This window comes from Streptomyces spinosisporus (assembly GCF_022698145.1).
GTDB lineage: Bacteria > Actinomycetota > Actinomycetes > Streptomycetales > Streptomycetaceae > Streptomyces > Streptomyces spinosisporus.
The window spans coordinates 44,394-66,301 of the sequence record NZ_JALDAX010000004.1 but is presented as its reverse complement, the minus strand read 5'-3'; the positions used below and the strand labels follow the sequence as shown (position 1 = coordinate 66,301).

The 21,908-nt window shown below is 71.2% G+C and carries 21 protein-coding genes; 10 read left to right on the top strand and 11 right to left on the bottom strand.

Annotated features, from left to right (window positions below):
• The first annotated feature begins 5 nt into the window (after positions 1-5).
• The 3 genes from hpt to folE all read left to right on the top strand — a co-directional run bounded on the left by hpt (position 6) and on the right by folE (position 3,534).
• The gene (hpt, locus tag MQN93_RS11760) at positions 6-566 is read left to right on the top strand and encodes a hypoxanthine phosphoribosyltransferase (RefSeq protein ID WP_016437420.1); all 561 of its coding nucleotides are present in this window, start codon (positions 6-8) and stop codon (positions 564-566) included.
• A gap of 183 nt (positions 567-749) precedes the next feature.
• Complete coding sequence (gene ftsH / locus MQN93_RS11755; RefSeq protein ID WP_016437421.1) at positions 750-2,789, top strand: ATP-dependent zinc metalloprotease FtsH; 2,040 nt, start codon at positions 750-752, stop codon at positions 2,787-2,789.
• A 139-nt stretch (positions 2,790-2,928) separates the two neighbouring features.
• Positions 2,929-3,534: a GTP cyclohydrolase I FolE gene (folE, locus tag MQN93_RS11750; RefSeq protein ID WP_016437422.1), complete on the top strand. Its 606-nt coding sequence runs from the start codon at positions 2,929-2,931 to the stop codon at positions 3,532-3,534.
• Between the two features lie 22 nt (positions 3,535-3,556).
• On the opposite strand, the gene MQN93_RS11745 is transcribed toward folE, so the two are convergent.
• The 6 genes from MQN93_RS11745 to MQN93_RS11720 all read right to left on the bottom strand — a co-directional run bounded on the left by MQN93_RS11745 (position 3,557) and on the right by MQN93_RS11720 (position 8,705).
• Positions 3,557-4,042 carry a DUF3180 domain-containing protein gene (locus tag MQN93_RS11745; protein ID WP_016437423.1) on the bottom strand — a complete coding sequence of 162 codons (486 nt, stop codon included), beginning with the start codon at positions 4,040-4,042 and terminating at the stop codon, positions 3,557-3,559.
• Positions 4,043-4,111: 69 nt separating this feature from the next.
• Positions 4,112-4,723 carry a 2-amino-4-hydroxy-6-hydroxymethyldihydropteridine diphosphokinase gene (folK, locus tag MQN93_RS11740; protein ID WP_242709435.1) on the bottom strand — a complete coding sequence of 204 codons (612 nt, stop codon included), beginning with the start codon at positions 4,721-4,723 and terminating at the stop codon, positions 4,112-4,114.
• Positions 4,720-5,079 carry a dihydroneopterin aldolase gene (folB, locus tag MQN93_RS11735; RefSeq protein WP_016437425.1) on the bottom strand — a complete coding sequence of 120 codons (360 nt, stop codon included), beginning with the start codon at positions 5,077-5,079 and terminating at the stop codon, positions 4,720-4,722. The genes folK and folB overlap by 4 nt, the downstream gene beginning before the upstream one ends.
• Positions 5,080-5,367: 288 nt before the next feature.
• Positions 5,368-5,871, bottom strand: a complete 504-nt coding sequence (locus tag MQN93_RS11730) for a nuclear transport factor 2 family protein (RefSeq protein ID WP_016437426.1) — start codon at positions 5,869-5,871, stop codon at positions 5,368-5,370.
• The gene (gene folP / locus MQN93_RS11725; RefSeq protein ID WP_242709434.1) at positions 5,868-6,773 is read right to left on the bottom strand and encodes a dihydropteroate synthase; all 906 of its coding nucleotides are present in this window, start codon (positions 6,771-6,773) and stop codon (positions 5,868-5,870) included. The genes MQN93_RS11730 and folP overlap by 4 nt, the downstream gene beginning before the upstream one ends.
• Positions 6,774-6,893: 120 nt before the next feature.
• Positions 6,894-8,705, bottom strand: a complete 1,812-nt coding sequence (locus MQN93_RS11720; RefSeq protein WP_242709433.1) for a phosphatidylglycerol lysyltransferase domain-containing protein — start codon at positions 8,703-8,705, stop codon at positions 6,894-6,896.
• Between the two features lie 224 nt (positions 8,706-8,929).
• Here MQN93_RS11720 and MQN93_RS11715 point away from each other — a divergent pair, with 224 nt between their 5' ends.
• Positions 8,930-10,057 carry an alpha/beta hydrolase gene (locus tag MQN93_RS11715; protein WP_242709432.1) on the top strand — a complete coding sequence of 376 codons (1,128 nt, stop codon included), beginning with the start codon at positions 8,930-8,932 and terminating at the stop codon, positions 10,055-10,057.
• Between the two features lie 135 nt (positions 10,058-10,192).
• Positions 10,193-11,788, top strand: coding sequence for a coiled-coil domain-containing protein (locus MQN93_RS11710; RefSeq protein WP_242709431.1), 1,596 nt, complete (start codon positions 10,193-10,195; stop codon positions 11,786-11,788).
• Positions 11,789-12,012: 224 nt separating this feature from the next.
• On the opposite strand, the gene MQN93_RS11705 is transcribed toward MQN93_RS11710, so the two are convergent.
• Both MQN93_RS11705 and MQN93_RS11700 read right to left on the bottom strand, forming a co-directional pair.
• Entirely contained in the window at positions 12,013-13,401 is a 1,389-nt protein-coding gene (locus MQN93_RS11705) for a PH domain-containing protein (protein ID WP_505016689.1), read from the bottom strand.
• Entirely contained in the window at positions 13,386-13,931 is a 546-nt protein-coding gene (locus tag MQN93_RS11700) for a PH domain-containing protein (protein WP_505016688.1), read from the bottom strand. Before MQN93_RS11700 ends, MQN93_RS11705 begins: the two co-directional genes overlap by 16 nt.
• Between MQN93_RS11700 and MQN93_RS11695 the strand changes: the two genes are divergently transcribed.
• Positions 13,930-15,081 carry an NADH-quinone oxidoreductase subunit D gene (locus MQN93_RS11695; protein ID WP_242709429.1) on the top strand — a complete coding sequence of 384 codons (1,152 nt, stop codon included), beginning with the start codon at positions 13,930-13,932 and terminating at the stop codon, positions 15,079-15,081. The genes MQN93_RS11700 and MQN93_RS11695 overlap by 2 nt on opposite strands.
• A gap of 50 nt (positions 15,082-15,131) precedes the next feature.
• On the opposite strand, the gene MQN93_RS11690 is transcribed toward MQN93_RS11695, so the two are convergent.
• Positions 15,132-16,145: an SAM-dependent methyltransferase gene (locus tag MQN93_RS11690; protein ID WP_242709428.1), complete on the bottom strand. Its 1,014-nt coding sequence runs from the start codon at positions 16,143-16,145 to the stop codon at positions 15,132-15,134.
• Positions 16,146-16,263: 118 nt separating this feature from the next.
• On the opposite strand from MQN93_RS11690, the gene MQN93_RS11685 reads away from it, so the two are divergent.
• The 3 genes from MQN93_RS11685 (at position 16,264) to MQN93_RS11675 (ending at position 18,983) form a co-directional block, all read left to right on the top strand.
• Positions 16,264-17,466 carry a sensor histidine kinase gene (locus tag MQN93_RS11685; protein WP_016437435.1) on the top strand — a complete coding sequence of 401 codons (1,203 nt, stop codon included), beginning with the start codon at positions 16,264-16,266 and terminating at the stop codon, positions 17,464-17,466.
• A gap of 96 nt (positions 17,467-17,562) precedes the next feature.
• Positions 17,563-18,234 (top strand): response regulator transcription factor, encoded by a 672-nt coding sequence (locus MQN93_RS11680; protein ID WP_016437436.1) that lies wholly within the window; start codon positions 17,563-17,565, stop codon positions 18,232-18,234.
• Between the two features lie 116 nt (positions 18,235-18,350).
• The gene (locus MQN93_RS11675) at positions 18,351-18,983 is read left to right on the top strand and encodes an AAA family ATPase (RefSeq protein ID WP_242709427.1); all 633 of its coding nucleotides are present in this window, start codon (positions 18,351-18,353) and stop codon (positions 18,981-18,983) included.
• Positions 18,984-19,020: 37 nt separating this feature from the next.
• Here the strand turns inward: MQN93_RS11675 and MQN93_RS11670 are convergent, their stop codons facing one another.
• Complete coding sequence (locus tag MQN93_RS11670; RefSeq protein ID WP_242709426.1) at positions 19,021-20,121, bottom strand: DUF5937 family protein; 1,101 nt, start codon at positions 20,119-20,121, stop codon at positions 19,021-19,023.
• Between the two features lie 178 nt (positions 20,122-20,299).
• On the opposite strand from MQN93_RS11670, the gene MQN93_RS11665 reads away from it, so the two are divergent.
• Positions 20,300-20,509 (top strand): hypothetical protein, encoded by a 210-nt coding sequence (locus MQN93_RS11665; protein ID WP_016437439.1) that lies wholly within the window; start codon positions 20,300-20,302, stop codon positions 20,507-20,509.
• A gap of 56 nt (positions 20,510-20,565) precedes the next feature.
• Here MQN93_RS11665 and MQN93_RS11660 read toward each other — a convergent pair whose 3' ends face one another.
• On the bottom strand, positions 20,566-21,804 hold the full coding sequence (locus tag MQN93_RS11660; RefSeq protein WP_242709425.1) for a threonine aldolase family protein: 1,239 nt from the start codon (positions 21,802-21,804) through the stop codon (positions 20,566-20,568).
• Positions 21,805-21,908: the final 104 nt, after the last annotated feature.

Sequence of the window (21,908 nt, the reverse complement as noted above, 5' to 3'; positions counted from 1 at the left end):
AAGTGATGCGGGTGGACGCGAAAGACATGGGCACCGACCTCAAAGAGGTGCTCATCACCAAGGAAGAGATCGACGCGAAGCTGGTCGACCTGGCCGCGAAGATCGACGCTGAGTACGCGGGCAAGGACCTGCTCATCGTCGGTGTCCTCAAGGGCGCGGTGATGGTCATGGCCGACCTCGCCCGGGCGCTGTCCACCCCCGTCACCATGGACTGGATGGCCGTGTCGTCGTACGGCGCGGGCACCCAGTCCTCCGGTGTGGTGCGGATCCTCAAGGACCTCGACACCGACATCAAGGGCCGGCACGTCCTGATCGTCGAGGACATCATCGACTCCGGCCTGACCCTGTCGTGGCTGCTGTCCAACCTCGGCTCGCGCGAGCCCGAGACCCTCAAGGTGTGCACCCTGCTGCGCAAGCCGGACGCCGCCAAGGTCGCCATCGACGTGGAGTGGGTCGGCTTCGACATCCCGAACGAGTTCGTCGTGGGATACGGCCTCGACTACGCCGAGAAGTACCGCAATCTCCCGTTCGTGGGTACGCTCGCGCCTCACGTCTACGGCGGCTGAGCCAGCGAGGCCGTCTTAGTAGGACGATCGGGAACCCCAGCGGGTTTCGCGCCGTTGGAGCATGCAGACGGGCTTGCCAGCCCTCCCGTGCGGCTTCGCGCGACAAAGCTGGGGTACCGTCAGAAGAACTGTCTTATCAAACTCACTATGGCAGGAGGGACGGGGCGACACCGCTCCGTATGGATGGACGTGAAGCGATACTTCCGTGGGCCGGTCATGTGGATCGTGCTGGCCGTCCTTGCCGTGGTCGTGTTGATGCAGGTCGTCGGCTCGTCCGGCGGCTACAAGACGGTGGACACCGGCCAGGTCGTGGCGGCGATCAATGACAACAAGGTCGAACAGGCCAAGCTGACCACCGGCGACGAGCAGACCATCAAGGTCCAGCTCAAGGACGGTGAAAAGGTCGAGGGCAGCTCGAAGATCCAGGCGAGCTACATCGGCGACCAGGGCGTGACCATCGCCAACACGCTGCAGACCAAGTACCAGGACAAGCAGATCCCCGACGGCTACACCGTCTCGCCGTCCAAGCAGAACCCCTTCCTGGGCATCCTGCTCTCCCTGCTGCCCTTCGTCCTGATCGTCGTGGTCTTCCTGTTCCTGATGAACCAGATGCAGGGCGGCGGCTCCCGGGTCATGAACTTCGGGAAGTCCAAGGCCAAGCTCATCACCAAGGACACCCCCAAGACGACGTTCTCCGACGTCGCGGGCTGTGACGAGGCGGTCGAGGAGCTCCACGAGATCAAGGAGTTCCTGCAGGAGCCGGCCAAGTTCCAGGCCGTCGGCGCCAAGATCCCCAAGGGCGTGCTGCTCTACGGCCGTCCCGGTACCGGCAAGACGCTGCTCGCGCGTGCCGTCGCCGGCGAGGCGGGGGTCCCCTTCTACTCGATCTCCGGTTCCGACTTCGTCGAGATGTTCGTCGGTGTCGGTGCCTCGCGAGTCCGTGACCTGTTCGAGCAGGCCAAGGCGAACGCCCCGGCGATCGTCTTCGTCGACGAGATCGACGCGGTCGGCCGCCATCGCGGCGCCGGCCTCGGCGGCGGTCACGACGAGCGCGAGCAGACGCTGAACCAGCTGCTCGTCGAGATGGACGGCTTCGACGTCAAGGGCGGCGTGATCCTCATCGCCGCGACGAACCGGCCCGACATCCTCGACCCGGCGCTGCTGCGCCCCGGCCGCTTCGACCGGCAGATCGCGGTCGACCCGCCGGACCTGCAGGGCCGCCTGGAGATCCTCAAGGTCCACCAGAAGGGCAAGCCGGTCGCGCCGGACGTCGACCTGTCGGCCGTCGCCCGCCGTACGCCGGGCTTCACCGGCGCGGACCTGTCGAACGTGCTGAACGAGGCGGCGCTCCTGACGGCCCGCAGCGACAAGAAGCTGATCGACAACTCCATGCTGGACGAGGCGATCGACCGTGTGGTCGCGGGCCCGCAGAAGCGGACCCGGATCATGTCGGACAAGGAGAAGAAGATCACCGCGTACCACGAGGGCGGTCACGCCCTGGTCGCCGCGGCGTCTCCCAACTCCGACCCGGTCCACAAGATCACGATCCTGTCGAGAGGCCGCGCCCTCGGCTACACGATGGTCCTGCCGGACGAGGACAAGTACTCCACGACCCGCAACGAGATGCTGGACCAGCTGGCCTACATGCTGGGCGGCCGTGCGGCCGAGGAGCTCGTCTTCCACGACCCGACCACGGGCGCTGCGAACGACATCGAGAAGGCCACCACCACGGCCCGCGCGATGGTCACGCAGTACGGCATGACCGAGCGGCTGGGCGCCATCAAGTTCGGCGGCGACAACACCGAGCCCTTCCTCGGACGTGAGATGGCTCACCAGCGCGACTACTCGGAAGAGGTCGCCGCGCTGGTGGACGAAGAGGTCAAGAAGCTCATCGAGAACGCGCACAACGAGGCCTGGGAGATCCTGGTCGAGAACCGCGACGTCCTCGACAACCTGGTGCTTCAGCTGCTGGAGAAGGAGACGCTGGGCAAGGAGGAGATCGCCGAGATCTTCGCCCCCATCGTCAAGCGTCCGCCGCGGCCCGCCTGGACCGGTTCCTCCCGCCGCACGCCGTCGACCCGCCCGCCGGTGCTCTCCCCCAAGGAGCTCGCACTGACGAACGGCGCCAACGGCGCGACCCCGGCGATCACCACCGCCAAGGCCACCGCGTCGGAGTCCGCCCCGGTGACGGAGCCGGCCCCGGAGGAGCGCCCGGAGAACTGATCTCCACGTAGGCCTCGACAGGCCCGGAATGAATGCCGCACCCCCCAGGTTCTAGCCTGGGGGGTGCGGCATTCAGCCATGTCCGCAAGTCGAGGCGCGTGGCCCACACGCGAGAACCCGCACAGGAACGAGGCACCACATGACCGACCCCGTGACGCTGGACGGCGAGGGTTCGATCGGCGAGTTCGACGAGAAGCGCGCCGAGAACGCCGTACGGGAGCTGCTGATCGCGGTCGGTGAGGACCCCGAGCGCGAGGGGCTGCGGGAGACGCCGGCCCGGGTCGCGCGGGCGTACAAGGAGATCTTCGCGGGGCTGTGGCAGAAGCCCGAGGACGTGCTGACGACGACGTTCGACCTGGGCCACGACGAGATGGTGCTGGTGAAGGACATCGAGGTGCTGAGCTCCTGCGAGCATCACCTGGTGCCGTTCGTGGGGGTGGCCCACGTCGGGTACATCCCGTCCACCGACGGCAAGATCACGGGGCTGTCGAAGCTGGCCCGGCTCGTGGACGTCTACGCCCGGCGGCCCCAGGTGCAGGAACGTCTCACCACGCAGATCGCCGATTCGCTGATGGAGATCCTGGAACCGCGCGGCGTGATCGTCGTCGTGGAGTGCGAGCACATGTGCATGTCGATGCGCGGTGTCCGCAAGCCCGGGGCCAAGACCATAACGTCGGCGGTGCGCGGTCAGCTGCGGGATCCGGCCACCCGCAACGAGGCGATGAGCCTGATCATGGCGCGCTGACGACGCGTCGCGCGAACCGCCGTCAGGCGGGCGACGCCGCGCCGTTGTTGTGCTCGTCGTCCTCCGGGAGCCGGCACACGCGCTCCAGGAAGATGGCGGCCACTATGACCGCGATGCCCGCCACGACCGAGAAGCCGGCGTAGATGGCCTGGTCGCGGCGGGCGGGGATGTCGAGGAGCTCCAGCAGGAAGGCGCCCGTGCCGCCGTACATCCCGGCGACGAGCGCCGCCACCAGGGCGCTGGCCTGGCCGAAGACGACCGCACGGGCCGCCATCAGCGGGTCGACGCCCTTGGCCTCCGGGCGCCGCTCGCGCTGGGCCTTGAAGCGGGCGCGCAGGGAGAACGCCGTGGCCAGCAGGACCACCGCGATCAGGGCGAGCACGATGGGGGCGGCCAGGGGGACGCTGGGCAGGGTCCCGATCGCGTTCCACAGGCGGGCGCCCGCCCAGGACAGGACCCCGGCCACGATGAACACGCCGACCAGCACCCTGATGCGCAGCTCTCTCACGGTGTCCCTTCAACTCCCCCGGGTCCTGGCGGACCGTCCCGCAGACAGTGGTCGTCTCGACCTTAACGACTACTCGGGCAAGTGGAGTTCCAGGTCCTTGCGGGGTGTCACGCCCGCGCGCGTGACGGCGTCCAGGAGATCGGCGACCGCGCCGCGGCCGGGCAGCAGGGCGTCGGGGTCGACGTCGTACCAGGGGGCGAGGACGAAGGCGCGCTCATGGGCCCGCGGGTGGGGGAGCGTGAGGTGCGGGTCGTCGTCCACGACGTCGGCGTACGAGACGATGTCGACGTCGAGGGTGCGCGCGCCCCAGCGCTCGTCCCGCACCCGGTGGAAGGCCTCCTCGACCGCGTGGGCCCGCTCCAGGAGCGAGGACGGCGGGAGGGTGGTCTTGAGCACGACGACCGCGTTGAAGTACGACGGCTGGCTGCCGGGCTCGACGCCCCAGGGCTCCGTCTCGTAGACCGGCGAGACGGCCTTGATGCGCAGGCCGGGGGTGTCCTCCAGGGCGTCGATGGCGCCCTGGAGGGTCTCCAGGCGGTTGCCGAGGTTGGCGCCGAGGGAGAGCACGGCCCGTCTCGGGTTGTGGAGGGTCGTGTCGGCGGCGTCCACCTGGGCCACGACGGAGGCGGGTACCGGCTGTACGGTCGGGTCGCTGTGATCCTCGGTGAAGGACGCGGTCATGCTCGGCTCCGGATGATGGTGACGGTCACGTCGTCGAAGGGGACCGTGATCGGTGCGTCCGGCTTGTGGACGCAGACCTCGACCTCCTGGACCCCGTCGTGCTTCAGACAGACCTGGGCGATGCGCTCGGCGAGGGTCTCGACGAGGTTGACGGGCTCGCCCTTGACGACGGCCACGACCTCCTCCGCCACGATGCCGTAGTGCACGGTCTTCGCCAGGTCGTCGTCGGCGGCGGCCGCGCGGGTGTCCAGGCCGAGGACGAGGTCCACGATGAAGGTCTGGCCCTCCTCGCGCTCCTTGGGGAACACACCGTGGTGCCCGCGGGCCTTCAGGCCGCGCAACGCGACACGATCCACGCGAATCACTCCTGCAATCGTCGGTCACGGCCGGTCCGTGCCGTGTGCGGGCGGCACACCGGCCTCGAACGAATCTACCTGCGGGCACTGACAGGACAGGGCCACGGGGGTGTGGGCCTGCGCCGGAGCCAGAGGGTTCATCGCGTGTTTCCCCTGGGGAATCCGGCGGCTCACGGGTTGGTAGCCGCCCCTACCCACGGGCCCGTGATTCCAACCACTTCTTGGTCCCACCGGGCCACTTCCTGGTCCCACCGGGCCACTTCTCGGTCCCACCGGGCGCCTACCCACTCAGGAGGGTGATGCGTCGTCCTCGGACTCGTCGGTTTCGGCCATCACCGGGGAGGCGTGGTGGGACCAGAGCTTCCAGCCGTCGGGGGTACGGCAGAAGGCGTTCGTGGCGACCACCAGCTGGCCCACCAGCGGGCCGAGCTCGTCGTCCCCCTCGGGCGCGGGTCCGCCGCTGAGGATGTTCTCGGTGCAGGTCACCAGGGCGGTGTCGCGGGTCACGGAGACATGCACGTCGGTGAGGAAGAACTGGATGTAGTCGGTGTTCGCCATGATCAGTGCGTACGATCGCAGCACCTCGCCGCGGCCGGTCAGCACGGGCCAGCCGGGGTGCACGCACGAGATCACCCCGGTGTCGGCGGGGTCGTGGTACTCCTCGTCGACGCCCAGGTCGGACGGGTCGAGCCAGAGCGCGGAGAGCGCCTCGAAGTCGCCGCGCTCCATGGCCTCGTAGAAGGCGGTGTTGGCGGCCTCCACCTGCTCGACGTCGGTGTGGGCGGCGCTCACCGGGCCCCGCTCGTGGTCTCGTCGCCCGGCGCGTCCACGGCGGTGCGCGCCCCTTCCACGGCGCGTGCGACCCGTACGGCGTCCGCCGTCGCACGCACCTCGTGCACGCGTACCGCCCATGCTCCCGCCTGTGCCGCGAGCGCGGAGACCGCGGCCGTGGCGGCGTCGCGCTCGCGCGCGGGCGGCGGCGCGCCCTCGGGACCGGCGAGCACGCGCCCGAGGAACCGCTTGCGGGAGGCGGCGACGAGCAGCGGGCGGCCGAGGCCCAGCAGACGGTCGAGGTGGGCGAGCAGGACGAGGTCGTGCTCGGCGTCCTTGGAGAAGCCGAGACCCGGGTCGACCACGATCCGGTCGGGGGCGATGCCGCCGGCCAGAACGGCCTCCACGCGCGCGTGCAGTTCGTCGACGACCTCGGTGACGACGTCCTCGTAGACGCCCTTGACGTTGCCGCCCTCCAGGAAGCCGCGCCAGTGCATCACGACGAAGGGGGCGCCCGCCTCGGCGACGACCGGGATCATCGCGGGGTCGGCCATGCCGCCGCTGACGTCGTTGACGAGGGCGGCGCCGGCCGCGAGGGAGCGCTCGGCGACCGAGGCGCGCATGGTGTCGACGGAGACGGTGACGCCCTCGGAGGCGAGTCCGCGCACCACGGGGATGACCCGCCTGAGCTCCTCGGCCTCGTCCACGCGCGTGGCGCCGGGCCGGGTGGACTCGCCGCCGACGTCGACCAGGTCCGCGCCCTCGGCGACCAGGTCCAGGCCGTGCTTGACGGCGGCCGTGGTGTCGAAGAAGCGGCCGCCGTCGGAGAAGGAATCGGGCGTGACGTTCACGACCCCCATGACCGCGCAGCGGTCCCATTCCGGAAGGCCCGCGACGCGTCCGCGTCCGCTCTGCTTGCTCATGCGTTCAGCGTATGCCGTGGGTGCGGATGGCAGGTGCCGGCGTCGGGTCGGCGACGGTACTCATACCTTGCCGGCGACGCTCATGCCTCGTCGGTGATGCTCACGCCTCGCCCGCCGTGCTCATGCCGCGCGTACGTCGTGCTCCGCGAGGGAGTGCGTGCACGCGCGCGGGGTGCTCGTGCGGCGGCGCAGGAAGCGCGGCAGCGGGAGGGCGAGGGTGACGAAGCCCTCCGCCTGCATGGCGGCGAAACCGATCCGCGGCAGGTCGGCGGAGGCGCGGTAGACGACGAAGCGCGGCTCCCAGCGCGGCCGGAACTTGGCGTTGAACTTGTACAGGGACTCGATCTGGAACCAGCGGGAGAGGAACACCAGCAGGCCGCGCCAGGCGCGCAGCACCGGGCCCGCGCCGATCTTCTCGCCGCGTGCGAGCGCCGAGCGGAACATCGCGAAGTTGAGCGACACGCGCGTGATGCCGAACTTCGGCGCCGCGTTGAGTGCCGCGACGATGAGGAGCTCGTTCATGCCGGGGTCGGCCGAGCGGTCGCGACGCATCAGGTCCAGCGAGGCCCCGTCCGGTCCCCAGGGAACGAAGTGCAGGATCGCCTTGAGGTCGCCGTACTCGCCCGGCTCGGGGTCGGCCTTGTGCGCGGTGGCGATCAGGCAGTCGCCGTCGGCGGGGTCGCCGACGCGGCCCAGCGCCATGGAGAAGCCGCGCTCGGTGTCGGTGCCACGCCAGTCCTCGGCGGCCCTGCGGATCCGCTCAAGCTCGGCCTCGCCGAGGTCACGGACACGTCGTACCCGAGTTTCGTAACCGGCTCGCTCGATGCGCTTGACCATCTGGCGCACATTGCGCATCGCGCGGCCGGTGAGCGAGAAATCCGCGACGTCCACCACCGCCTCGTCGCCCAGTTCGAGGGCGTCGAGGCCGGTCTCCCGGGTCCACACCTCGCCGCCCGTCTCCGAGCAGCCCATGACGGCGGGGGTCCAGGAGTGCGCCTTGGCCTCGTCCATGAAGCGCTCGATGGCGCCCGGCCAGGCCTCGACGTCGCCGATGGGGTCGCCGCTGGCGAGCATCACACCGGACACGACGCGGTACGTCACCGCCGCCTTGCCGCTCGGCGAGAAGACCACGGCCTTGTCGCGGCGCAGCGCGAAGTGGCCGAGCGAGTCGCGCCTGCCGTGCTTGTCCAGAAGCGCCCGCAGGCGTGTCTCGTCCTCCTCCGTCAGGCGCGCCGCCGGGTGTTCGGGCCGGAAGGCGAGGTAAATGGTCGTCACCGCGGTGATCAGCCCGAGGGCGCCCAGCGAGAACGCCACCGTCCAGGAGGTGTTGCCCTGGTAGTCCACCGGGCCCTCGACGCCGAACAGGCCGTAGAGCACGTGTGTGATGCGATCGGCCAGGCTCGGGTCGCCAACCATGCGGTTCGGGTGGACGCTGACGATGATCAGTCCGAGCACGAGGGAACCGGCGCCCATGAGGACGAAGTTGGCGAGCGCACGCCACCGGCTGCGCGGGTCGGGCAGTGCCCTGAACTGGTCGCGGTGGCGCAGCAGGGGCGCAAGGAGCGCGAGCGAGATGATCACTCCGACGACGGAGTGGCGGTATGTGAACTGCGCCACGGCACCCGCCGGCAGCAGCGCCACCGCCGCCCGCCACGCCCGGCGCTTGCCGCGCTTGAGGCCGTGTGCGAGCAGCAGCAGAAGGAGGCCCGCGCTCAGCGAGAGCGCCGCCGCGAAGGGCCCGAACGAGCCGGGCAGCACCTCGGCGAGGGTGTGCATACGGCTGTGACGGAAGCGCGGGAAGACACCCGCGGCGACGTCCAGCAGGCCGACGAGGGCGCACGCTCTGGCGACCAGGACCGGAACGGCCTCGGGGCGCGGACCGTGGAACACACGCCGCGCGCTGCGTGATCGGGTGGGAACCTCGCCCGACATTTCCTCATCTGTCCTGACAGACATCGCATCCCGTAGTTCTGCGAGAGACCTTGGATCCGGTGCCGATTCGGGCATCCGGCGACATTGCGCCCTCTAGGACGGTGTCGTGCGAGGAGAGGTTCACTCCGCTCCTCAAAGCCGTTTCAAAGGCCGAGGAAAGTCCCGGACAAGCCCCCGCGAAGGTGTGGGGGAGACGGGTGAAACCGCAGGCAGGAAAGCAGTTCATGGGTCTTACGAGCAACAAAGTGCTGTGGCTGACGGCCGCGTTCGCCGTGCTGCTGTTCACCGGCACGGTGTGGCTGTGGCCGCGTCTGGCGCGCCGGAACTGGCGGGCCGTCAGCGGGCGCGTCGCCCTGCTGTTCGGCACCCAGCTGGCCCTGTTCGCGTCGGTGGGCCTCGCCGCCAACCAGGCCTTCGGGTTCTACGCGAGCTGGGCGGACCTGTTCGGACGGGAGAAGGCCCAGGGCGTCGTCGTGGACCACACGGCGCTACGCGGCGCGGGCGGTCCGCTCGCAGTGCTCGACACGGGACGGATGGCCGGGGCCGGGGGTTCCCGGCCGGAGGCGGCCGGTCAGATCCAGAAGGTCGACATCGTCGGCCGTACGACACACATCGCCACACCCGCCTATGTGTATTTGCCGCCGGAGTACTTCCAGGCCCGCTACCGCGCGCGTACCTTTCCGGCCGCAGTCGTGCTGACGGGATATCCGGGTACCGCCCAGGCGCTGGTGAACAAACTGCACTATCCGCGCACCGCCCGGGAACTCGCCAAGAACGGCCGTATGCAGCCGATGATCCTGGTGATGCTGCGTCCTACGGTGGCGCCGCCGAGGGACACGGAGTGCGTGGACGTCCCCGGCGGTCCGCAGACGGAGACGTTCTTCGCCAAGGACCTGCCGGACGCCGTGGCCGCGCACTACAGGGTGGGCCAAAAACCCCGCAGCTGGGGGATCATCGGTGACTCCACGGGCGGTTACTGCGCCCTGAAGATCGCGATGCACCATCCGGGGGCGTATGCGGCCGGGGCGGGACTGTCGCCGTACTACACGGCGCCGATCGACCCCACCACCGGCGATCTCTTCCGGGGCGACAGGTCGCTGCGCGACCGGGCCGACCTGTGGTGGTGCCTCAAGCACCTGCCGGCGCCCGACACTTCACTGCTCGTCACCAGCAGCAGGATCGGAGAATCCAACTACAAGGCGACGCTGAAGTTCATAGAGCGTGTGCGGGCCACGAAGCTCACGCGGATCTCGTCGATCATCCTCGAAAGCGGCGGTCACAACTTCAACACCTGGAGGCGGGAGATTCCGGCGACGCTGCAGTGGATGAGCGGCCGCCTGAGCAAGAGGTGACCGGTGATTCGGGCGGCGTTGATCTTGTTGAATTGGGCAAAGGTCAATTCCTGATGCCGTGTGAACGTTTCGGTATGGCTGTGTTTTTACGGGGCGGGGCACCAAGGGTCGCCTACGCGCGGTAAGTTTCTGGCCATGCCACGTGGACGTCACCGCCATTCCCCGCCCCTGCACAGGCTGCTGCCCCCGTCGGCGATCGCAGGCGTCTCCTTTGTCTGCGCCTTCGGCCCCTGGGTGTTCTCACAGCAGGCCGCACTTCGCGTCATCGCGGCGATCGCCGCGGCGACCGCCGTCGTCGGTGCGGCCGTCATGCGCCGCTGGGACGCCCAGGCCGGCAAACAGGTCGCCGACCTCACGCGCGCGCGTGCGAGCGACGAGTGGCGGCACGAGGAGCGGGTCGCGGAGCTGGAGACCGACCTCGAGGAGTCCCGCGAGCTGCGCACCAAACTGGAGCAGCGGCTGCGGGCCAAGCGCGCCGAGCTGGCGGGGCTGCGCAACGAACACGCGGCTCTGCTACGGCGGTACGCCACCGCGGAGACCGAGCGGGCGAGCGCCCTGGAGGGTCGCCGTCTGCTGGAGATAGAGGCGGGGACGCCGACGCGCGCGCTGCCGCCGGTTCCGGTGCCGGTGGGGGATGTTGAGGCCACCGAGGCCGTCGAGGCCACCGAGGACGTGGAGACCGGGGCTGTGGCTGCCTCGGTGGATGCGGAGGGTGTGGCGGACGCGGTGAGTCCGGAGGGTACGGCGGACGCGGTGGGCCCGGAGGACGTGGCGGGCGCGGCCGAGGCGACGGACATCGACGAGGACGAGGCGGAGGAGGCCGCGGCGGTCTTCTCCCCGGAGGGGTCCCGGCTGTTCCTGCGGGCGAACGCGGCGCTCAAGCGGTTCGACGAGGACGGTTCCTCGGAGGAGGGTGCCTCTGTGGACGCGGCTTCCGAGGACGCCTCGGCGGACGCGGATGCCGATCCGGATGCCGATCCGGAAGAGGTCGTTCTGGAGGGTGCGACGGCAGAGGACGCTCCGGGGGACGACGACTCTCGGGACAACGGTTCACGAGTTGGCGACTCACGGGACGGCGACTCTCCGGACGACGCTTCCGTGAAGGGCGAGAGTGAGGGTGAGGAGGGCGAGCAGGACGGCACCTCGCCCGACGACGACGGTTCGCCCAAGGGCGACGGTCCCACCAGGGGCGACAGGTCCGCGAAGCGCCGGCAGGTGAAGGCGAGCGCTGCCTCCGCGGCGAGGGAGGCCGCCACCAGGGCCGGGACGACCCCCATGGCGACCGAGGCCGCCGTCGACGGAGGCTCCGAGGCCGCGGCGCAGGAGGACGAGGCACGGGGGAAGCCCGTGGCGGCCGACGGGCACGAGCGCGCGGCCGCCACCACTTCGGGGAAGTACGCCCCCTCCGCGCAGCAGCCCGCCGGGCACTTCGTCGCACCGACCGCGGTCGCCGTCGTGCCTCCCACACCCGCGCGTCCGGCGGTCGAGGGCGGGTTCGACTTCTTCGGTACGAAGACGGAGCCCTCCAGCGACGCCATCGAGGACGTGCAGAACCAGGACCTTGCCGACGTGGTCGGCGAGGAGGCGCTCGCCGTCCACAAGGCCGAGTCCGAGGCGGAGTTCAAGCCGGCCGACGAACAGGCGCGCGGCGTCGGCCAGGTGATCGACCTGACCGCACACGACGAAACCGAACAGATCGACGTACAGGGCCTGCGCAGCGCAGTCTCCTGACCCACCAACTCGGGCACACGAGGGGCCCCAGAACCACAGACGGGCCCACAACCCGCCGACCGGTCCTGGGGCCCTTCGCCTTTCCGGTACTTCTCTGCCTCAGTGAACGGTGACGCCGGGACCCGCCGTTCGGCGGTGCCGCAGGCCGACTCCGCTCAAGGCCGCTCCTCAAGCCGCCGCCCAACCCCGCGCCGCCCTGCCCTCTCCTCAAACCTCCCCCGCCCCTAAGACCCCCCGCCTCCCCGTGACCGTACGGAATTGCCCCGCAGGGTCATCCAGCGGTCGGGTGCGGCGTCTCGGCGTCCCGTTCGGGAGCGTTCGGCCTGGGCTCGTAGTAGTTCCGTTGCCTCCTGGGCGTCGCGTAGGCGGGCTGTCACGGTTTTGTTGGCGCCCGTGTCCACGTGTACGTCGGCGAGGCGCCACAGGCGCTGCCAGGGGCCCTGGGCGAGGCGTACGCTCTGCACCTTCGCGTGGGGGACGAGGGCGAGGCTGCGGCGGAGCAGGCCGTGGCGGGTGGCGAAGACCGTGTCGGTCACGGCGAGGCCGTAGGCGCGCCACCACAGGGGTACGCACCGGCCGGCGCGTCGCGGCGGCCGTGACAGGGACTCCCGTGCGGGGACCGCCACCCCGGGCAGCACGCGCGCGACGACCGCCTCGGCGACCGCGCGCGGAGCGACCGGTACCAGCACCGAGTTGGACGATCCGGCCACGTCCAGCTCCACGCGCACCCAGCCGCGCCGCCGCCACAGCAGCGGCTCCACGATCCGCACCGTCTGCACCCGCCCGGGCGGCACCGTCTCGTGCGTACGGTCGAGCAGCCCGTGGTCGATGCGCAGCCCGTCCGGCGACTCGCCGACCTTCCAGTCGTACTCGGCGACGAACCGCCCCACACTGCTCGCGCCCGCGGCGCCCAGCAGCGGCAGCCCGGTCGCCAGGACCGTCCACACGCTGTGGGTGGCCAGCCACAGCAGCGGCGGGACGACCAGCGCGGCGGCCAGGGAGCCCCAGGTGGACCCCGTCAGCACGACGGAGATCGCGAGGTCGCGCGGGGGCGTGCGCATCAGTTCGCGCACCGGCGCCTCACCGACCTCGTGCGCCGTCTCGGGCGCGAACCCGGCGGCGCGCGCCAACAGTTCCGCGCGCAGCGCACGCGCCTCGCGCTCCCCGAGGAAGGCGAGCTCGTCCTTCTTGTCGGTCCCTATGACGTCGAGTTTGAGCTTGGCGACGCCCGCCACGCGCGCGAGGAGCGGCTGGGTGACGTCGATCGCCTGGATGCGCTCCAGCCGGATGTGCGCGGTGCGCCGGAACAACAGGCCGGTACGGATGCGCAGTTCGGACTCCGTCACCGCGAAGTGCGTGAACCACCAGGTCATGAAGCCGTACAGCGCGGCGACCGGGACGAGCACGGCGAGCGCGATCAGCAGGGTCGTGGTGGTCAGCCGCGTCAGCTGGCGCTGCGCCTGGTCGGGGTCGTGCAGGGCCCACCCGATGACGACGGCCACCGGCGCCCACGCCCGCCTCAGCGGGGTCACGGGGTGCAGCCGCCGCTCGGTCACGGGCTCCTTCTCGCGTACGGCGTCCTCGACGCCCGGCGCCGTCACAGGCCCGCCGATCGGGCCTCGCCGAGTTCGGTGAGCCGGTCGCGCAGCCGTTCCGCCTCGGCCGGGTCGAGGCCGGGGATGGTCGCGTCGGTCGCGGCGGCGGCCGTGTGCAGCTGCACGCTGGCCAGCCCGAAGTGCCGCTCGACGGGCCCGGAGGTCACCTCGACCAGCTGCATCCGGCCGTACGGCACCACGGTCTCCTCGCGCCACAGGACACCCCGGCTGATCAGCAGGTCGTCGGCCCGCTCGGCGTAGCGCCACGACCGCCAGTTGCGGCCGAGCAACACCCAGCCCCACGCCAGCAGCGCCAGCGGCAGCAGCGCGAAGGCGGCCCAGCCGGGCCCGCAGAGCAGCCCGAGCAGCAGGCCCACGGCAAGGGCCAGCAGCCCCAGCCACACCACCAGCAGCAGCCGGCGCATCCGCAACAGCCCGGGAGGCAGACCGGTCCATGTGGGCTCGGTCGCCTCGTCCCCCGTCGTTCCCGTGTTCAGCGGGCTCCCCGTCTCCATACGGCCAGCGTACGTAGGAGAGACTGTGTTCATGACTCCTACGACGGAGACCATGGTCGGCATCGGCGGCGCCGCGGAGAGCACCGACATGGTGCTCAACATCGGACCGCAGCACCCGTCCACGCACGGCGTGCTGCGGCTGCGCCTGGTTCTGGACGGCGAGCGCATCGAGCACGCCGAGCCGGTGATCGGGTACATGCACCGCGGCGCCGAGAAGCTCTTCGAGGCGCGCGACTACCGCCAGATCATCATGCTCGCCAACCGCCACGACTGGCTGTCGGCCTTCTCGAACGAGCTCGGTGTGGTCCTCGCCGTGGAGCGCATGCTCGGCATGGAGGTCCCCACGCGCGCGGTGTGGACACGCACCCTGCTCGCGGAGCTCAACCGGGTGCTCAACCACCTGATGTTCCTCGGCTCGTACCCGCTGGAACTCGGTGGCATCACGCCGGTCTTCTACGCGTTCACCGAGCGCGAGGTCCTCCAGAACGTCATGGAGGAGGTCTCCGGCGGCCGTATGCACTACATGTTCAACCGCGTCGGCGGCCTCAAGGAGGACCTGCCGGCGGGATGGGCCTCACGCGCGCGTGCCGCCGTCGCCGGGGTGCGCTCGCGCATGGACCGGTTCGACGACCTGGTGCTCGGCAACGGGATCTTCCGCGGGCGCACGCGGGGCGTGGGCGCGCTCGCTCCGGAGGCCGTGCACGCGTACGGCGTGAGCGGGCCGATCGCGCGCGGCTCGGGCGTCGACTTCGACCTGCGCCGTGACGAGCCGTATCTCGCCTACGGCGAGCTGCAGGACACCCTGAGGGTCGTCACCCGGCAGGAGGGCGACTGCCTGGCCCGCTTCGAGGTGCTGCTGGAGCAGACGCACGTCGCCCTCGACCTCGCCGACGCGTGCCTGGACCGGCTCGCCGAGCTGCCGCCCGGCCCGATCAACCAGCGGCTCCCCAAGGTCCTGAAGGCGCCCGAGGGGCACACCTACGCCTGGACCGAGAACCCGCTCGGCATCAACGGCTACTACCTCGTCAGCAAGGGCGAGAAGACCCCGTACCGGCTGAAGCTGCGCTCGGCCTCGTACAACAACATCCAGGCGCTGGTGGAGCTGCTGCCGGGGACGCTGGTCGCGGACATGGTGGCGATCCTGGGGTCGATGTTCTTCGTGGTCGGGGACATCGACAAGTAGGGCATCGACAGGTACGCGCCTCCCCAGGGGCGGCCGCGGTCTCACCGCGGTCACTCGGCGAGTACGTCCGGAATTCCAACCCTCTGCAGGAGCCAGCCGAAGTCGCCCAGGCCGCCCTCGGCGGTGAGTTCGGCGGCCTCACCGGCGGTCGCGAGGGCGCGTACGTAGGCGGCCGGCTGCGTGGAGGCGAGCGCGAGCGCCGGGCGTGCGCCGGTGAGGCCCAGGGCGCGCAGCGCATCACGCTGTCTTAGCAGGCGGGCGCCCGATGGGGCGTGCGCCGTCGCGTGCGCCGCGCACGCGTCCAGGGCGACATGGGCCGTGATGTCGCACGACCCGTCGGGCACGGGCCGCGTCTCGCGCCCCCCGCGGAAGCCGGTGAGCGTGCCGAAGGCGGGGCGGGCGTCCAGGGTGTGCGCGTAGTCGACGGCGACCGCGAGCCCCCGGTCGAGCGCGGCGACGGCGTCCGCCCAGGCCTCGTCCCTGGGCAGCCCGATCTCGGCCCGCAGCCCCTCCTCGGGCGGCAGCGGCCACCACCGGTCGAGCCACCGTGCCTCCGCACCGCCGACCGGTTCCCCGAGCCGCTCGGTCCCGTCCTGCCGTACGAGCACGCGTCGCACCACCCCCGCGGGGTCCACCTCGGCGACGTCCACCGGAACGTTGTCCAGCCATTCGTTGGCGAACAGCAGCCCGGTGACGCCCCGCGGCGGTTCGCCCAGCCACTCGATCCGGCCGTCCAGGCCCTCGGGGCGGTCGGCGATCTCGACGGCGTACGCGCGCGTGCGGGTGAGCACGTCGGCGGGCAGTGCGGCGAGGACGCCGCCGACCAGCTCGCCCCGCCCCGCGGCCATGTCGACGAAGGCGAGCGACTCGGGACGGTCCAGGGCCCGGTCGACGCGGCACAGCAGCCGTGCCACGGCCTCGGCGAAGAGCGGCGAGGCATGCACGGACGTACGGAAGTGCCCGGCCGGTCCCTCGGGCCTGCGATAGAAGCCGCCGGGCCCGTACAGCGCCGCCCCGGCCGCCGTCCGCCAGCCCTGCCACCGGCCGGATGTCTGTTCCGTCACTGGCCAAGGCTAAGCGTGCAGGACAGGGGAGCCTCCACCTTGGGGAGTACGCGCGGTGGGTCCGGATCGGCCCTCCGGTTGACCCCTGCACGCATCACGCTTCCCTACGCTGGGTTACGTGCAGCGCCTCTATGACTTCCTCCGCAGGCACCCGACAGGGGTCGACAGCTTCTGGGCCGTCTTCCTGTTCGGGATCTCCGTGGTGGGCGAAGTCGCCCGGCAGGAGGCCAGGGGCACCGACTCACCGGCGCTGATCATTCCGATCGTGCTCCTGCTGTGCCTGGTCATCGCGCTGCGCCGGCGTATGCCGGAGAAGATGCTGCTGCTCGCGATCGGGCTCGGCGTCGCCCAGGTCGCGCTGGACGTGGAGACCACGGCCGCCGACTTCGCGATGCTGGTGATCGTCTACACGGTGGCCGCGACGGGCGCCCGCTGGGCCTCCAGAACGGCGCTGGCCGCGGGTCTGTGCGCGGCGCCGGTCGCGCAGCTGCGCTGGCCGAACGAGCACTCCGGGGCGCTCGGCAACATCGCGGTGGTCGTCTTCCAGACGGTGCCGTTCGCGCTCGCCTGGGTGCTCGGCGACTCCATCCGCACCCGCCGCGCCTACTTCGCGCAGCTGGAGGAGCGCAACGCCCGCCTGGAGAAGGAGCGCGAGGCGCAGGCCAAGGTCGCGGTCGCCGCCGAGCGCGCCCGGATCGCGCGTGAACTGCACGACGTCGTCGCGCACAACGTGTCGGTGATGGTGGTGCAGGCCGACGGCGCCGCCTACGTCCTCGACGCCGCGCCCGACCAGGCGAAGAAGGCCCTGGAGACCATCTCCTCCACCGGCCGCCAGGCCCTCGCCGAGATGCGCCGCCTGCTCGGCGTGCTGCGCACCGGCGAACACAAGGAGGCCGGCGAATACGTCCCGCAGCCCGACGTCGGCCAGATAGACGAGCTGATCGAGCAGTGCCGCACCTCCGGACTGCCCGTCGACTTCAAGGTCGAGGGCACCCCGCGGCCGCTGCCCAGCGGCGTCGAGCTCACCGCGTACCGCATCGTGCAGGAGGCGCTCACCAACACGCGCAAGCACGGCGGGCCCAACGCGGGCGCCAGCGTGCGGCTCGTCTACTTCGACGACGGGCTCGGCCTGCTGGTCGAGGACGACGGCAAGGGCGCCCCGCACGAGCTGTACGAGGAGGGCGGCTTCGACGGCCAGGGCCACGGCCTGATCGGCATGCGCGAACGGGTCGGTATGGTCGGTGGCACGCTCGATGCGGGCCCGCGCCCGGGCGGCGGATTCCGGATCAGTGCGCTGCTGCCGTTGAAACCCGCACATTGACGTGTACGTACGCCCCAGTGGACACCTGTTGACGGCCCTCTGCAGCGCCCTCGCAGAGGAGACCGGCCGCAGACGGACGAGAACGGAAGAGGCCCGATGACGATCCGCGTGATGCTCGTCGACGACCAGGTGCTGCTGCGCACCGGGTTCCGGATGGTGCTCGCCGCGCAGCCGGACATGGAGGTCGTCGCGGAGGCGGGGGACGGCGTCGAGGCCCTGCAGGTGCTGCGTGCGACGGCCGTCGACGTCGTGCTGATGGACGTCCGGATGCCGAAGCTCGACGGCGTGGAGACCACCCGCCGCATCTGCTCGCAGCCCGAGCCGCCGAAGGTGCTGATCCTGACCACCTTCGACCTCGACGAGTACGCCTTCTCGGGGCTGAAGGCGGGCGCCTCCGGCTTCATGCTCAAGGACGTGCCGCCCGGTGAGCTGCTGACCGCCATCCGGGCCGTGCACAGCGGCGACGCGGTGGTGGCGCCCTCGACCACGCGCCGGCTCCTCGACCGGTTCGCGCCGATGCTGCCGAGCGGCGCCAAGGAGCCCCGGCACAAGGAGCTGGAGCGGCTCACCGACCGCGAGCGCGAGGTCATGATCCTGGTCGCGCAGGGCCTGTCCAACGGCGAGATCGCGGCCCGGCTGGTGCTGTCGGAGGCGACGGTGAAGACCCATGTCGGCCGCATCCTGACCAAGTTGGGGCTGCGCGACCGCGTGCAGGTGGTGGTCCTGGCGTACGAGACCGGACTCGTACGCGCGGGCGGGCACGGCTGACCACGGCCGCACCTGACCCACGGCCGCACCTGACCCACGGGCACACCTGACCCACGTGCACGGCCGACCTCCCGGGTCCGCGCCCCTCGCGCCCCGGCGGCCACTAGGGTCTGCGCATGCTCCTGTGGATCAATGGCCCTTTCGGGGGCGGTAAGACACAGACCGCGTACGAGATCCAGCGGAGGCTGCCCGGCAGCGTCGTCTGCGACCCCGAGCACGCCGGATTTGGTCTGCGGCGGATGCTTCCGCCCGAACTGCGCGGGGACTTCCAGGACTTGGCGTCCTGGCGGCAGGGCGTCGTCGAGGTGCTGGACCTCGCCCTGGCCACGCACGAGGGCGTGGTGATCGTGCCCATGACGGTCACGGACTCCGGCTACTTCGACGAAACCGTGGGGCGGCTGCGCGAACTCGGCCACGACGTGCACCACTTCACCCTGCTCGCCCAGCGCGAGACCGTCCTCGAGCGGCTGCGCGAGCGCGGCCTCGGGCACCTCCTTCAGTACGTCGCCGGCAAGAACCCGGGTCCGCGCAGGGAGAGTTGGGCCGTGCAGCAGCTCGACCACTGTCTGGACCGGCTGAGCGAGCCGGAGTTCGCCGAACACCTGTGGACGGACCACTCGACCGTGCCGAAGACCGCGGACCGGATCGCCGTGCTCGCGGGGCTGACCCTGCGGCCGAACAACGAGGGCGCGCTGCGCACCCGGCTGCGGCAGGCGCGGGTGGGGATCCGGCACATCCGGTTCGACTGAGCGGGGGCGGCGCCCGCCGGGCGGGCCGGGCCCGCGCTCAGCGCAGGATTCCCTCCAGGAAGTCGCTGCCCAGGCGGGCCACCACGGCTATGTCCAACTGGTGCTGCACATACCGTCCGCGGCGGCGGGTGGTGATCAGATCCGCCTTCTTCAGCACGCCGAGATGACGGGATATCTCCGGGGCGGTCATGTCCAGCGCCTGCGCCAGCTCGCTGGTGGTGTAGGCGCTGCGGGCCACATACCGGCAGATCCGCATCCTGACCGGGTGGGACAGGGCGGTCATGCGCAGGGCGAGCTGCTGGACGGAGGGCGGGGCCGCGAGCTCGGGCGAGCCGACCGGGTAGTGCAGCACCGGCAGCCAGCCGGGGCGGTACAGCACAGACAGATGGGGCCAGCCGAGGCTCGTCGGCACCAGGAGGAGGGCGCCGTCCCGCGCGGCCGTACGACCCACGGTCAGCTTGTCGACCGTGATCTCCCCGGCGGCCTCGTCGAGCACGACGGCCGGGGACACGGCGGTCAGCGCCTCGGCCAGGCCCTTGCGGTGCAGCAGATCGGTCTTGTGGCGGGCGTCCGCCGTGAGCTGGTGGCGCAGCCGGGACCAGGTCTGGCCGAAGAACGCCTCGTCGCAGTCCTGCAGGAACTGCCGCAGCCAGGCCCGGATCCTGGGCGGATCGGACAGCAGCAGCTTGCTGAACTGCTCCTGCTGCGGTCCGCGCGCGGCGGCCAGCTCCAGGGCGCGCCTGCCGAGCTCGGCGTCGACGAGGGGGCTCGGCCCGACGCCGTAGGGCATCGCGCAGCTGAACTCCAGCGCCGAGTCCACGAACTGCTCGTCCGTCAGCTTGTCCAGCAGGTCCAGCTCCTCGGCGAGCGTGGCCCCGGGGAGGGCGCCGCCGGGAATGCCCGCGTACGGCATGAACAGGTCCGAGAAGATCGTCCGCCACAGGAAGTCGGCCTCGCACATCCGGTCGGCGAGGTGCGGGTCGAGGCCGGCCGTCACGCCCGTCACCCAGCCCTGCAGACCGGGGTGGTGCCCCGGCTCGGACAGCGCGTGCAGCGCCATGCCGAGCTCGGCCAGGGGTGAGGGGACGACGGCGACCCTCTCCGGCCGCAGCCCCGCGATGTCGATGTGCACGCTCATGACCTCATGGTGCACCTCGCCACTGACAACGCCGACGCCGATTGACGGCGCCCGTCAATCGGCGCGACGCCGGCGCCCGGCCCGGCGCAGCCTGGGATCACCGGGGCAACCGCGGAGCCCAGTGCCACCTCCGGAGCATCCGACCTCCGGAGACGTCCCGTGAAGGCGGCGATCCGTCATGAGCATCACCCAGCAGTACCTCCTCGACACCTACCGCGCCCATCGCCTGGGCGAGCCCCCTGTGCCCGCGCCCGGCGCGAACGACTGGCAGGTGGTGCGCGAGCTTCGCGAGTACCGCCGGTTCAGCGCGGTCGTCGCCGGGCGTCCGGCCCGCGGGCGGATACGGCTCGCCCTGCGCCGGTGGCTGCGCCCGCACTCCAGCTGCTGACCGCCCGGCCCAGCTGCTGAACGCCCCGGCCCAACCGTTGACCGTCCCCGGCGCAGCTACCGACCGCCCCCGGCCGCTTTCGCCCGGTCGGCCTCCTCGGTGAGGCGGGAGGCGAACTGCGCGACCGCGGCCTTCACGTCGTCGGCCGTCCACTCCAGGCCGGCGGCCCGTACCGACACCTCGGTCATGGCCAGGCCCGGGCCCTTCGCGTCCCAGGCGTCGGCGAACAGCAGGACGCCGGTCTCCTCGCCCTGCCGGATCGCCGCCTCCGAGACGACGTCGACATCGTGGGGCAGCCAGAGCTGGAACTCGTTGGTGTGCGGCACCTCGGGGTGCACGATCGTCCACGGCACCCCGGTCGCCGCGAACCCCTCGCGCAGTGCCTCGGCCACCACGCGCGCGTGGGCGACGTACGCGGGCAGCCGGGGCAGTTCCCGCTCCAGGCCGGCGAGGGCCGACAGGGCGGTCGGGAACTGCTGGAAGATCTGGCCGCCGTACCGGTGCCGCCACACCTTCGCCTCGTCGACCAGCGTCTTCGGTCCGGCGAGTGCGGCGCCGCCGTAGCCGTCGAGGGACTTGTAGAACGACACGTAGACGGTGTCCGCCAGGTCGGCGATCTCGTCCAGGGGGCGGCCGAAGTGGGTGGTGGACTCCCACAGGCGTGCGCCGTCGAAGTGCACCACCGCGTCGCGCTCGCGCGCGGCCTCCACGACCGCGGTGAGCTCCTCCCAGGAGGGCAGGACGAAACCGGCGTCCCTGAGCGGCAGTTCGAGCATCAGCGTGCCGAAGGGCTCGTCGAACTCGCGGACCTCGTCGGCGGTCAGGAACCGGGACTCGCCCGTCACCCGGACCGGACGCAACCCGCTGACCTGGCTGAACGCATGCCGTTCGTGCACCTCGGGGTGCGCGAGCGCGTGCAGGGCGACCGCCGGGCTGCCCGTGCGTCCCGCCCAGCAGCGCAGCGCCACCTGCTGGGCCATCGTGCCCGTGGGGAAGAACGCGGCGGCCTCCTTGCCCAGCAGGTGCGCGACCTTCTCCTCCAGGGCCGCGACGACGCCGTTGCCGTAGATGTCCGACGGCTCGTCCAGGTCGTAGAAGTGCTGCGCGTCGTCCAGGAGGGCCAGGCGTTCGCGGAGCGTGCCCAGGAAGCCGGGGCGCGCGAGCACCCGGCTCACGCTCCGGTAGGCGCTGATACGCCGTTTGCGGCGCTGCTTGAGCCGCTCCTCGTCCGACAACTGCCCGGCGTCCGACAACTGCCCGTCCGACTGCCCGCCCTGCTCCGCCACATCGCTCATGGTCCGGATCATGCCCGGCCGCACCCTCCCGGGCACCCGGATTTCCACAGGCTCCCTGTGCGTGGACAGCGTGGCGAAACCCACAGCCTGTGGACAACCGGACG

Excerpts from the sequence above, each read along its gene's own strand:
- folP (WP_242709434.1), bottom strand. The coding sequence starts at position 6,773 with ATGAGCAAGCAGAGCGGACGCGGACGCGTCGCGGGCCTTCCGGAATGG.
- MQN93_RS11700 (WP_505016688.1), bottom strand. The coding sequence starts at position 13,931 with ATGAACACAGTCTCTCCTACGTACGCTGGCCGTATGGAGACGGGGAGC.
- MQN93_RS11665 (WP_016437439.1), top strand. The coding sequence starts at position 20,300 with ATGAGCATCACCCAGCAGTACCTCCTCGACACCTACCGCGCCCATCGC.
- MQN93_RS11695 (WP_242709429.1), top strand. The coding sequence starts at position 13,930 with ATGACTCCTACGACGGAGACCATGGTCGGCATCGGCGGCGCCGCGGAG.
- folK (WP_242709435.1), bottom strand. The coding sequence starts at position 4,723 with ATGACCGCGTCCTTCACCGAGGATCACAGCGACCCGACCGTACAGCCG.
- folE (WP_016437422.1), top strand. The coding sequence starts at position 2,929 with ATGACCGACCCCGTGACGCTGGACGGCGAGGGTTCGATCGGCGAGTTC.
- MQN93_RS11670 (WP_242709426.1), bottom strand. The coding sequence starts at position 20,121 with ATGAGCGTGCACATCGACATCGCGGGGCTGCGGCCGGAGAGGGTCGCC.
- MQN93_RS11715 (WP_242709432.1), top strand. The coding sequence starts at position 8,930 with ATGGGTCTTACGAGCAACAAAGTGCTGTGGCTGACGGCCGCGTTCGCC.
- MQN93_RS11660 (WP_242709425.1), bottom strand. The coding sequence starts at position 21,804 with ATGAGCGATGTGGCGGAGCAGGGCGGGCAGTCGGACGGGCAGTTGTCG.
- ftsH (WP_016437421.1), top strand. The coding sequence starts at position 750 with ATGGACGTGAAGCGATACTTCCGTGGGCCGGTCATGTGGATCGTGCTG.
- MQN93_RS11675 (WP_242709427.1), top strand. The coding sequence starts at position 18,351 with ATGCTCCTGTGGATCAATGGCCCTTTCGGGGGCGGTAAGACACAGACC.
- MQN93_RS11720 (WP_242709433.1), bottom strand. The coding sequence starts at position 8,705 with ATGTCGGGCGAGGTTCCCACCCGATCACGCAGCGCGCGGCGTGTGTTC.
- MQN93_RS11710 (WP_242709431.1), top strand. The coding sequence starts at position 10,193 with ATGCCACGTGGACGTCACCGCCATTCCCCGCCCCTGCACAGGCTGCTG.
- hpt (WP_016437420.1), top strand. The coding sequence starts at position 6 with ATGCGGGTGGACGCGAAAGACATGGGCACCGACCTCAAAGAGGTGCTC.
- MQN93_RS11680 (WP_016437436.1), top strand. The coding sequence starts at position 17,563 with ATGACGATCCGCGTGATGCTCGTCGACGACCAGGTGCTGCTGCGCACC.